Genomic DNA, 11,761 nt, shown 5'->3' with positions numbered 1-11,761 from the left:
TTGTTAGGGAGCCTCTGAACAACTCCTGAATCGTCTCTGCGCGCTCTGAAGGCTGTAGATGCCAGGCGCGGCTCGCCGCCAATGGCCGTAGCCCTTGGCAAGAGTCGCAACGCCGCAGATGCAGCCTTCAGAGCGCGCCCTTCGGGGCTTGCAGAGCAATTCACACTCCGCGTTGCGCCTTTTTGCAAGGTCCAGACATTCCTGCAAAGTCGCGCCTTGATTGTGAATCGCTCTGCAAGCCAGAGGCGATCCAGGAGTTATTCAGAGGCTCCTTGGGAGGCCGGCGCACAGACCAGAGACACCAGGCACCACAGCCGCACTTATGCGTATCCTGTGCCAACAAGGCAAAGCATTGATAATGAATATATTTTAAAATGACTCCGGTTACCTCAAACGGACATTTCCGGATATCCGGACACCCCGGAACAGAAAAGAGCATGCAAGACAGGGTTTCAGGCCGTTTCAGAGCCGTCGCAGCGGATGCCCTGATATCCGGACACTGTCCTTTTTTTCGGACAGCCTCGTCAGCTAATGCACCAGAACAGTGGCGTAAAACCGCTCATCTCTCAATGTTGCGGGCATCCGCGGGCACGATGCTGCCGTATCCAGTTGCTGTCACCGGATCAACCGACGGAGAACTGATGTATCCCTTACGCCTGCTGGCCATCCTTGCCAGCGCGCTGCTGAGTGCCTGCGCTTCGCACCAGAACGCACCGCAGCAAACTGCGACTACCCCTGAAACTAACTTCAGCACCCGGACCGACATTACCTTCTCGCCGGATGGCTGGTCCCGGACCCTGCAGGCAGATCTGTATCTGCCCGAAACCGGCGATCTCCTGCCGGCCGTGCTCCTGGTCCATGGCGGGGGCTGGGAAAGACGCTCACGGGAGGATATGGCATGGATTGCAGAGCACCTTGCGAGCCGGGGGTTTGCGGTGATGAATATCGACTACCGGTTTGCACCTGAGCACACCTTTCCGGCCCAGCTTTACGATCTGCAGGTAGCCATGAAATGGCTTTACCATCACGCCGACACCTACCGCCTGGACCGGAACGCCATCAGTGCATTCGGGTTTTCCTCCGGGGCCCATCTGGTCAGCCTGATGGCACTGGTCGCGGAAACCCGGCATCCTTTGAACCAGCCCCATGGCGGTGATCATGCCCGGCCAGTGGCCGTCGTTGCCGGTGGGCTTCCAGGCGACCTCCGTACCTTCGGCTCCGGCAAGCTGATCCGCCAGTTCCTGGGTGGCGAGCAGGAAGACATTCCCGCTGTTTACCGGGCTGCTTCGCCGATTACTCACGTCAGCGCCGGCGCACCGCCATTTTTCCTGTTCCATGGCGCCCTGGACATGCTGGTCCCCGTCAGCCAGGCCAGAGAGTTTCGCGCGCGACTGACGGATCATGGTGTCGAGAGCGAGCTTTATCTGATGCATCTGCGGGGCCATATCACCAGCTTTCTCACTGCCGGTAACGCCGTGGAAAAGGCCACAGATTTTCTGATCCGACACACCCGGGCTGGCGGAGAAGACAGCGAGGCCAGGCATTAGAGGGTGATGAACGGAGCCACTGTCAGTGCCAGAATAACCAGAATGGCAAGGCATGCAGCCAGGGTGGTGACCGGTTTATGTCGTATCCGCCACCAGACTCCGCCGGTACGACCGGCGGCAAGATCCTCCTGGTAGCGGGCCCGCTGCTGCTCCCGGCGTTGCCGGTGGTACTCCTCAAGCAGAGCTTTTGCGCGCTCTGCCTCGGCATCATCATGAACCCAGAAACCGCCCATACTGATACCCCATCGGCTGGGCGGGGTCTCGTAAAAAGGTACCGCGTGATCCTCAAACAACCCACGGATTTCATCTGCTTCATCATCCGGAACGTGTCGCAGGTTCATCAGGTGGTGGGGCATGATAGGTCTGTTGTCGGGAATTGATATACCCTTATTCTAGCACTTTATTTTTACATCTCATCCCTGCATCTTATGCCCACACCGGTGAGCGAAACCGTTCACCGCAGACCAGGAATGCCCATGGCAGATAGCAGAATACGGAGACTACTGGCATTCGACCGCCAGGTCAGGCGCGACCAGGCGCAGTCTCCGATATTTGTCCATCGCCGGGATCGGCGCTTCGCGCTGGACTGTCAGGCCCGTAACGAAACCCCTTCGGTCGAGCACTGGCTCGAACACCTGGAGCGGGTCGGGCAGGTGAGCGGTAGCGGCGGGACCTGGTCAAAGCCCGGAGCACCCGACGAGACGCTCACCCGATGGCAACGGTTATTATCGGTATTCGCGTTTTCCGGCCTGATTCTTGGCATCCTTACCATGACCGGTCTGCTCTATTACGAGGGAGGCCAGCGCATAAACCTGACCGCGCTACTGGCCTTTGCCGGACTTCAATGCCTGCTGGCGGTGTTTACCATCGTGCAGTCCCTGGTCAACTGGCAGCCCTGGCACAGGGTGCTCCGGCGGTTCAGACTGGGGGACCGGCAATCCCCGCTGAAACCGCTGACGCCTGCAATGATGGCCCGTGTTGCTCACACCGGCGGCCTCTGCTTTGGTCTGGCGGGGGTTGCCACGCTTCTGGTTCTGGTAGTGATTCAGGACCTGGCTTTCGGCTGGAGCACTACCCTCAGCACCGGCGCCGATGGTTATCACCGGCTGCTGACCATGCTTGCCTGGCCCTGGCAGCAGTTATGGCCGGCCGCGATACCAGACCTGGCTCTGGTGGAATCAACCCGTTTTTTCCGGGCGGAACCAGACCTGGAATCAACAGAACCCGGACGTTGGGGGCAATGGTGGCCATTCGTTTTAATGGTCTGGCTTTTTTACGTCGTGATGCCAAGACTTGCAGGCCTGATTGTGGCGCAGATTCAGCTGCACATTCGTGCCCGGCGGGCGCTGGCGGCCCATCCCGGTATGGTGGCGCTGGAATACCGCATGGAAACACCCACTGTGGACACCGGCAACGTTAACCACGATGGTGCAGACAGGCCGGATGAAAACACTGCCGCCCAATGTCAGCCTTTGCCAGACAGCCAGGTGCTGATTTGCTGGGCCGGGGCCGGTGATCCGGAGTTGCCGGACAGCCTGTCAGCGGGGCATCTTTTGACTGAACAGGCAGGCGGACAGTGTTCCCTTGATGACGATCAGCAAACCATCGAGCGCTGCGCAGAACTTCTGAAAAAGCAGCCTGAGCCGTCAGTAACGCTGGTTGCGCGGGCGTGGGAGCCACCTATTGCTGAACTGTCAGACTTTATTGAGCAGGCCCGGCACCACTGGCCCGAAAAAACCCGTATTGCGCTGTTACCACTGCCCAATGACCATGCCCAACCGACTAACCCGCAAACCACCCGTCCCCGGCAGCTCAGCCAGTGGCTGCGATTCGCTGAGCGGGCCGGTGATGAGCGGATCTTTGTCAGCCAGCCCGATCTTCGCTCACCACAATCCCGGGCCTATGATCGGCAGCCGGAGGGTCTTTAATAATGGCAGCAGCACCAGTATTCGCGGTAGTCGGCCACCCGAACAAGGGTAAGTCCAGCGTGGTGGCCACCCTGTCCCAGAATGACGGCATTGCCATTGCACTGGAACCGGGCACGACAAAAAAACGCCAGGATTATCCGCTGTCAATAGACGGCCAGGTTCTTTACACCCTCGTCGACACGCCGGGTTTCCAGCGTCCCAGGCGGGTTCTGGAATGGCTGGAAGCCCACAGTGCTTCGGTTTCTGACCGGGCCGATACGGTCCGGGCTTTTGTTACCCAGTTCGCCGACAACCCGCAATTTGTCGACGAATGTGAGCTTCTTGCTCCGCTGACCGAGGGCGCCGGAGTGATTTACGTCGTTGATGGCTCCATTCCCTACAGCCCGCAGCACGAGGCGGAAATGACCATCCTGCGCTGGACCGGCCGGCCGAGCCTGGCGCTCATCAACAGTATCGGCCCGGATGATCACAGCGACGTCTGGGAGCGTGCCCTGGGTCAGTTCTTCCAGGTGGTGCGGCGTTTTGACGCCGTGCGTGCACCGTTTGAACACCACCTGGGCCTGCTGAAAACCTTTGGCCAGCTTGAGCCGGATTGGGAGCAGCCGCTGAACGAGGCGACCCGGCATCTCTCGGAGCAACGGCAGCAACGCAAACGGGAAACCGCTATCCTGATCGCGAACACGCTGGAAAACATGATGTCGTACCGTGCGAAGCGGACGCTCACGAAAACTCAGGCCGCCGCCATATCCGATCAGGCTCTCGGGGACGAGCTCCGGAATCAGTGGTACAGAAACCAGCGACAAAAAGAGGAGCAGCTGCGGATTGCCATCGAGCAGCTTTATCAGCACAACCGTATCCAGCGCCAGGAACCCGAGCTGGTCTGGCATAGCGAACACGATCTGTTCAGCGAACGCAGCCGCACTGCCTGGGGCGTTAACCGCCGCTACCTGGCCACCGCCGGCTTTGGTGCCGGTGCCATGGGCGGCATCGGTATTGATGCGGCCACGCTCGGCTATTCGCTGGGCGCCGGCGCCCTGATCGGCGGAATCGTTGGCGCCGCTGGCAGTTATTTCTATGGTGACCGGCTGTCGCTGCCAGTGCTAAGCACCGGAATATTGAATAACGGATTGAAAACGGCAAGCTTCGGCCCTGTACAGGACAGCCAGTTCGGCTATGTTGTATTCGGAAGAGCGGTAAACCATTGGTGGCATATCAGCCAGCGTAACCATGCCGGGCGTGAACTTCTAGACCTCGGGCCGGCCGACGACCACTGGCTGGAATTGCTGGATCGTCAAAGCCGCCGGGTCATTCACCAGGTCTTTGAACGGTGCCGCAAAAACCGGTCTGTTGACGAGAAAACCCGGCAGAACTTTAGAAGCGCGGTCGCCGCCGCCATGGATGCCTTCGATCAGTGGCGCTTGAACCAGATATGAGTCTAGTGTTTATACTGTAATGCCACGTGAAAAAATCAAAAGGAATCTGTATGAAAATTGTTCGAATTGAGGATATCATCGATACCGAACGCGAAGTAAGCGGCCCAGGCTGGACCAGCCGCCGTATGCTGCTGAAGAAGGATGGTATGGGATTTTCGTTCCACGAGACCATTATCCCGGCCGGGGCCGAACTGAATCTCTGGTATAAAAACCATCTGGAAGCCGTTTATTGCGTTGCTGGCAACGGCTCCATACTGGACAAGACCACCGGCGAAACCCACCAGATTGCCGATGGAACCCTGTACGCACTGGACAAGAATGACCCGCATACCCTGTTCGGCGGCACCGAGGACATGCGCCTGATCTGCGCGTTCAACCCGCCGGTTACCGGTCGTGAAACCCACGACAAGGACGGTGCTTACACCCTGGATACTGGCGACATATAAGCCCCTCAACTGTGGGTCAGACTACAGACCCCGCGCCACCGCCACCGGCAGTCAGACTGCTGCCGGTGGCGGTTCTGCTTTGGCTGGCTGGTGTTTACCTGCGTATACCGGTGCTGGTGGCACCGCCGCTTGCCCCGTTCATCAGCGATGAACTCGGCCTGTCCCAGGCGCTGACCGGTGCACTTACCACTATTCCCATCCTGATGCTGGCTGTGGGATCGATGCCGGGCTCACTGGCGATCTCGCGGATTGGCCCCCGCAATACCCTGGCACTTGCCATGCTGATCATGGTGTTCGGCTCTGCCGGTCGGGGTCTGGCACCGGACACTCTCACACTCATGGTGGCCAGTGCGGTTATGGGATTTGGCATCGCAATGATGCAACCGTCGCTGCCTGCGCTTTTGCCGCGCTGGCTGGAACCCCGCCATCTGGCTATCGGTTCCGCCATCTACATGAACGGTATGCTGATGGGGGAATTCATAGGGGCTGGCATCACCTTGCCAGTATTGATGCCGCTACTGGATAATAGCTGGCGGAGTACGCTCCTTGCCTGGTCCTTACCGGCGCTCATCGTGGCCGCCACATTATTCATACCCCGGCGCGATTTTGACAAGCCGGTCCGGAAACCTGCCTGGCTGCCGGACTGGAGCAACCCGCTGACACTCAGAATTGGCCTGTTATTGGGCATGTCTGGCTCATTGTTCTTCGGACTGAATGCCTACATGAGCAATCTGCTTGAACAGCAGGGACGCTTTGAATTACTGGCGGATGCATTATTCTGGTTCAACTTTGCCCAGCTGGTTGCCTCGCTGATCATGCTGAAAATGGCGCGCTCCTGGGTCGGGCGCAAAGGACCTATTATTACCACTGCCATCATCGCGTTTTCCGGTACCCTTGGCACTGTCTTCCTGACTGGCTGGTGGACCATCATCAGTGCCACGGCCATGAGTGTCTCGGCGGGCATTTTGCTTATAATGCTGGTGGCACTGCCCCCCTTGCTGGTGACATCCCAGGAAACCGGACGACTATCGGCCGGAAACTTCCTGGTTGGCTATACGGTGGCATTTACGGTGCCGATGATTGGCGGGCTGCTGGCGGACTGGACCGGCGACGCACGCCACGCGATTCTGTTTATCCTTGCTTACTGCGGAGCGACCCTCCCTCTCACGTTTACCCTGAATCTGAAGCGACAGCAGCGCCAAACCGCGAGTTGATGCCCGGCCGGATCAACGCAGAGGGCGTTTTTTTGGGCCCTGACTCGCCTCGGCGTTAAGCGGATCTTCCGGCCAGGGGTGTTTGGGATAGCGTCCGCGCATGTCTTTGCGCACTTCCGGGTAGGCGTTGCGCCAGAAGCTGGCCAGGTCGGCGGTGACCGCCAGGGGACGTTGTGCCGGGGAGAGCAGGTGGATAACCACAGGCACCGCACCGCCAGCCACGGTCGGGGTCCTGGTCCAGCCGAACAGGGCCTGGAGTTTCGCGGCCAGTATCGGCCCGTTTTCCGCCTTGTAATCCAGGGTTACCGGCTGGCCGGCAGGGATAATCAGGCGGGCTGGCGCCAGTTCATCCAGCATCTTTTGTTGCGTGTAGTCCAGCAAACTCACAAGCGCTTGATTGAGATTGATTTTCTCCAGGTCACGCCAGCGGTTCATACCTGCCAGAAACGGCCCCAGCCAGGTTTCCAGGTTATCGGTCAGCCAGTTTTCGCTGAGGTCCGGCCAGTCTTCGGGAAAACAACGGGCCAGCAGGCGAGTGCGGGCCAGCCATTGCTCTGCCACAGGCGTCCAGGGCAGGCTTTTCAGCCCTTTTTTACGCACGGCCGCCAGCAATCCTTGCTGCACCTGTTCCGGAGAAGGGGCCGGCAATGCTGTCTCTTCCAGTACCAGTTGTCCCAGTTTTCTGACCCGGCGCGCGACCACTGTGCCGCGAGCGTCATCCCAGACCGCCTCCTCCAGTTCATGAATGTGGTTGGCCAGATCCTGCTCCAGTAGTGAAGGAGCAACCGGCGCAGCCAGATAGATCGTCGCTTCCCTGGCTTTGCCGTCCAGCTCGGCCGTCGCCAGCCACGGGTGTCGGGCAAGAGGGTCGTCATCGCGCAGGACCGCTCCGCGACCGTTACTGAGCTGGTAGCGGGGCGCATTGCCTGGCCGTTTACGGGCTACCCGGTCCGGATAAGCCAGCGCGATCAGGCGGCCTACTTCATCGTCGGTGGGCATACCAGTTGGCCTGGCCAGACCGTTGGCAAGACGGGATACGGTTTTGCCAATCGCTCTGGCCCTTGCCGGATCAATACTGCGGTCGTCACCCCGCGCCCTGATCAGCTGCACGCGCGCCTGCATATCCGCACCCGCCGACCGCCCGGCCAGGTCCCGCTCTTCCAGCAACGCTGCAAGCTCTGCAGCAAGATAGCCATGGCCGATTTCGCGCGCTCGTAAAATCATGTGGGCCAGTCGCGGATGTATGCCCATATCCCTGCAGGCCTTGCCATGGCCGGTAATAGCGCCGTCGCTATCGAGCATGTCCAGCCATTGAAGAAGCTCCACTGCCTGCCGCCAATGGGCTGCGGGCGGCCAATCGATCCACTCCAACTGATCCGGGGAGCGCGCGCCCCACTGGGCCAACTCCAGGACCAGAGGCGCCAGATCGGCTTCCTGTATTTCCGGGGGTGTAAACTCGGCCAGGCCAGACTGGGCGGACTCGCTCCAGAGCCGGTAGCAAACGCCTGCCTCGATCCGCCCGGCCCGGCCTTTACGCTGCTCCGCCGAAGCCTTTGATACCCATCCGGTCACCAGCCGCGTCATGCCGCTATTGGCGTCAAACACCGCCCGGCGCTGCTGGCCACTGTCGATAACTACCCGGATATCCTCGATTGTCAGACTGGATTCAGCAATGGCGGTGGCCAACACGATCTTGCGGTAACCTGCGGGTGCCGGCGCAATGGCCCGGTCCTGTTCTTCGGTCCCGAGATTTCCGTATAACGGCGCCACCATAACGTTATCGGGCAGGTGGTGCTGAAGTTGTCGTTCCGTTCGCCGGATTTCGCCGGTTCCCGGCAGAAACACCAGTAACGACCCGCGATGCTCGCGCAGCGCCTCATGAATCACCGCGATCACCTGTTCCAGCAGACGGTGGTTGCGGGGCACTGGCCGGTAAGCGATCTCTACCGGGAAGGCCCGGCCTTCGCTGGTCAGCACCGGCACGTCACCAAGCAAACGGGCAATAGGTGCGGTGGCCAGGGTCGCCGACATCACGATAACCCGCAGATCATCCCGTAAGGCCTGGCGTGACTCTCTGACCAGCGCCAGCCCGAGATCAGCCTGCAGCGAGCGCTCATGAAATTCATCGAAAATCACAGCGGCATAGTTTTCCAATGCCGGATCTGACTGGATCAGGCGGGTAAGAATTCCCTCGGTAACGACTTCTATCGCGGTGTTACCAGATATCCGGGTATCCAGACGGGTGCGGTAACCGATGGTGTCGCCGGCTTTTTCACCAAGCTGGCCGGCCATGTAACGGGCGGCGGCTCTGGCAGCCAGACGTCTTGGTTCAAGCATCAGGATGCGGCGCCCATTTCGCCAGGGCGCATCAAGCAGGGCCACAGGGACCCGGGTGGTTTTACCGGCGCCGGGTGGTGCCTGAAGCAGCAGTGTGGAATCGGCTTCAAGAGAACGCAGAAGGTCCGGCAGAATGCGGTCGATCGGAATCACGGTCCGGAGGACTGGGAGGCTCGTGGATGATTCTCTTTGGCCCATTCATAAATCTGCTGGAACGCGTCAGCCACGTCGTCTGGTGAATGGGGCGGCTGGAAAATAGCGATCAGTTTGCCTTCAGGGTTGATCAGTGCGAAGTGCCCGCTATGATCGACCAGAATGCCACTTTCAACTTCCCGATGAACAAATGTCGCGTTCAGGCTTCTGGCCAGATCCCTGAGCTCGGACAGTTCACCGGTTGCTCCGTGGAAGTGTTCACCGAAAAACGCAAGGTAGTCCCGCAGCCGGGCCGGAGTATCGTGCTCCGGATCGGCAGTGATCAGCCAGTATTCCGGCTGCGGCAGGGTAGCCGGCAGCAGACTGTCGGTTTTGCTCAGGCTGGCCATGGCTGCCGGGCAGATATCCGGGCAGTTGGTATAGCCGACAAAGGTAAAGGTCCAGTGTCCCTTGAACTGCTCAGGGGTGATCGGGTTGCCATTCTCGTCCGCTAACCGGAAATCCGCCAGGGGCCGGGCCTGATCATGAACATAGACATTCAGGTCGCTCAGGTCCGGTGCAGGTGCCGGTTCCTGCGAGCTGGCCATAAAGGTCTGGCGTCCGATCACCAGCCCGAAAATCAGAATAACCACTAGTAGCAGCACGGCCAGTGTCAGCCGAATGGAACCGTTCATTGGTGCTCCGGTTGCGATCAGAAAAAGACGAAATGGTCGACAAGCAGAACCACAAACAGCGCCATCAGATAAGTGATCGAGTACTTGAAGGTTGCCAGTGCCACTCTGCGATCATCACCCCGAAGCAGGCGAACCGAATACTGCAGAAATCTCAGGCCCAGTGCCAGGGCCCCCGCCAGGTAGATCACGCCGGACATGCCGGTTACGAAAGGCAGAAGGCTGACCGCGAACAGGATCAGGGTGTACAGAAGAATGTGCAGCTCGGTATAGCGGTTACCGTGAGTGACCGGCAACATGGGAATGCCGGCCTTGGCGTATTCCTCTTTACGATGGATCGCCAGCGCCCAGAAATGTGGCGGAGTCCAGGCAAAGATAATCAGTACCAGCAGCAGTGCATGGCCGTCGACCTGCCCAGTGACGGCGGTCCAGCCAAGCAGGGGCGGCATGGCTCCGGCAAGCCCGCCAATCACGATGTTCTGGGGCGTCATGCGCTTCAGGAACAGGGTGTAAACTCCGGCATATCCGACCAGCGATGCCAGTGTCAGCCAGGCCGTCAGCGCGTTAACCTGCCAGAGCAGTATCATCATGCCGGCAATGGCCAGCACGGTAGCAAACACCAGCGCTTCCAGAGGTGCGATCTTGCCGGTCGCGACCGGTCGCTTGCGGGTGCGCGCCATCAGGGTGTCAATCTTCTGGTCAACAACATGATTGACCACCGCTGCCGACCCTGCCAGCAGAGCGATCCCCAGATTGCCGTACACCAGCACTTCCCAGCCGGGCAGGCCGGGGGTTGCCAACAGCATCCCGATAACCGAGGTCAGGATCATCAGGGCGACAACGGTCGGCTTGGTCAGCTCCAGATAATCCCGCCAGGTAATCGCCGCAGACGGGCCGGAAGCCTGTGCGGGCAGCCTTTCAACATGCTCGCTCATGCTGTCACCTCTCGTTCATTGGTATTTGTGTATTGCTTTGTCGGGTCCGTCAGGCTAACCGGTACGCTTTGAAGACGCCAGAGCAGGTTGATTATGGTCAGCAGCAGACCGGCTCCCATGGCATTGTGCGCTATTGCCACAGACAGCGGTATATTGAAAAGGACGTTCAGCAGCCCCAGCAGAATCTGGAGGGTCAGAACAGTCCCGACCAGGACCACATGCCAGGCCAGTGGAGTCCGGTTAACCCGGCGCCAGAGTAAAGTCAGTAGCACCGTGAAATAGCCCAGTACCACAACGGCGCCAACCCGATGGGTGACGTGAATTGCGACCCTTCCGTCTGCGGTTAACTGGCCGCCGAGATAATTTGGCCCTACCTGCTGGGTTACATCGAATCCGTGCTGGAAATCCATATTGGGCGGCCACCATTCGCCCTGACAGGTCGGCAGGTCGGGACAGGCCACGGCGGCATAATTCGCCGCGGTCCAGGCACCAAGCGCTATCTGGACAATGACCAGCGCAAGGCCGCCATAAAGCCAGGGCCGGAAACGCCGCAAGTCCGCGGTTTTGGTGGTTGATGCAGAGCTGTCCGGCTGTAGTTGCTGCTCGGGAGCCCTGTCATCGCGGGCCTGCGCCCGCAGTCTCAGGGTGAGCAGGGTCAGCAGGCTGAGGGTGGTAAAACCTCCGAGCAGGTGAAGCGCCACCACCTGGGGCCAGAGTTTGAGGGTCACCGTCCACATACCAAAGGCGCCCTGCAGGACGACAAATGCGGCTATGAACACCGCCAGTTTTACCGGTAAATTCTCTTTGCGATGCCTGACCGCGTAGCCCGCCAGACCAAATACGACCAGGCCAAGGGTACTGGCCGCGTAACGGTGTATCATTTCCGGCCAGCCTTTCGCGACGTCTACCGGCGTATCGGGAAAGCGGTCGTTGGCGATGGCCATTCGGACCTCATCATGAGGCACCGTCAGAAAACCGTAGCAACCCGGCCAGTCCGGGCAGCCGAGCCCGGCATCAACCAGTCGCGTCCAGGCACCCAGCATGATTACCACAACGGTCAACAGGGTGGCCGCCAGCGATGCTTTGGCCAGAAACCC

General features: G+C 59.7%; 10 protein-coding genes. 5 read left to right on the top strand and 5 right to left on the bottom strand.

Annotated elements, in window-relative coordinates:
* The first annotated feature begins 641 nt into the window (after positions 1-641).
* Complete coding sequence (locus tag VJ956_RS10040; RefSeq protein ID WP_324084339.1) at positions 642-1,547, top strand: alpha/beta hydrolase; 906 nt, start codon at positions 642-644, stop codon at positions 1,545-1,547.
* Here the strand turns inward: VJ956_RS10040 and VJ956_RS10035 are convergent.
* The gene (locus VJ956_RS10035; RefSeq protein ID WP_324084337.1) at positions 1,544-1,903 is read right to left on the bottom strand and encodes a DUF6164 family protein; all 360 of its coding nucleotides are present in this window, start codon (positions 1,901-1,903) and stop codon (positions 1,544-1,546) included. The two genes, VJ956_RS10040 and VJ956_RS10035, sit on opposite strands and share 4 nt — an antisense overlap.
* Positions 1,904-2,023: 120 nt before the next feature.
* On the opposite strand from VJ956_RS10035, the gene VJ956_RS10030 reads away from it, so the two are divergent.
* Genes VJ956_RS10030 through VJ956_RS10015 form a run of 4 tightly spaced genes read left to right on the top strand, consistent with a single transcriptional unit; the run spans position 2,024 to position 6,568 of the window.
* Positions 2,024-3,475 (top strand): DUF2868 domain-containing protein, encoded by a 1,452-nt coding sequence (locus VJ956_RS10030; RefSeq protein ID WP_324084335.1) that lies wholly within the window; start codon positions 2,024-2,026, stop codon positions 3,473-3,475.
* 2 nt (positions 3,476-3,477) lie between these two features.
* On the top strand, positions 3,478-4,908 hold the full coding sequence (locus VJ956_RS10025; RefSeq protein WP_324084332.1) for a GTPase/DUF3482 domain-containing protein: 1,431 nt from the start codon (positions 3,478-3,480) through the stop codon (positions 4,906-4,908).
* A gap of 50 nt (positions 4,909-4,958) precedes the next feature.
* On the top strand, positions 4,959-5,354 hold the full coding sequence (locus VJ956_RS10020; protein WP_324084330.1) for an ectoine synthase: 396 nt from the start codon (positions 4,959-4,961) through the stop codon (positions 5,352-5,354).
* Between the two features lie 11 nt (positions 5,355-5,365).
* Positions 5,366-6,568 carry a CynX/NimT family MFS transporter gene (locus VJ956_RS10015; RefSeq protein WP_324084328.1) on the top strand — a complete coding sequence of 401 codons (1,203 nt, stop codon included), beginning with the start codon at positions 5,366-5,368 and terminating at the stop codon, positions 6,566-6,568.
* A gap of 12 nt (positions 6,569-6,580) precedes the next feature.
* Here VJ956_RS10015 and hrpB read toward each other — a convergent pair whose 3' ends face one another.
* The 4 genes from hrpB to VJ956_RS09995 are packed head-to-tail and all read right to left on the bottom strand — an operon-like array spanning position 6,581 to position 11,707.
* On the bottom strand, positions 6,581-9,058 hold the full coding sequence (gene hrpB, locus VJ956_RS10010) for an ATP-dependent helicase HrpB (protein ID WP_324084326.1): 2,478 nt from the start codon (positions 9,056-9,058) through the stop codon (positions 6,581-6,583).
* On the bottom strand, positions 9,055-9,732 hold the full coding sequence (locus tag VJ956_RS10005; protein WP_324084324.1) for an SCO family protein: 678 nt from the start codon (positions 9,730-9,732) through the stop codon (positions 9,055-9,057). Before VJ956_RS10005 ends, hrpB begins: the two co-directional genes overlap by 4 nt.
* 17 nt (positions 9,733-9,749) lie before the next feature.
* Entirely contained in the window at positions 9,750-10,664 is a 915-nt protein-coding gene (gene cyoE / locus VJ956_RS10000; RefSeq protein WP_324084322.1) for a heme o synthase, read from the bottom strand.
* Positions 10,661-11,707: a COX15/CtaA family protein gene (locus VJ956_RS09995; protein WP_414674425.1), complete on the bottom strand. Its 1,047-nt coding sequence runs from the start codon at positions 11,705-11,707 to the stop codon at positions 10,661-10,663. Before VJ956_RS09995 ends, cyoE begins: the two co-directional genes overlap by 4 nt.
* Positions 11,708-11,761: the final 54 nt, after the last annotated feature.

Origin of the sequence: Marinobacter sp., from assembly GCF_035268745.1 — a bacterium.
Lineage (GTDB): Bacteria > Pseudomonadota > Gammaproteobacteria > Pseudomonadales > Oleiphilaceae > Marinobacter.
The sequence above is the reverse complement of the archived record's forward strand: the minus strand, read 5'-3'. Positions and strand labels throughout refer to the sequence as shown.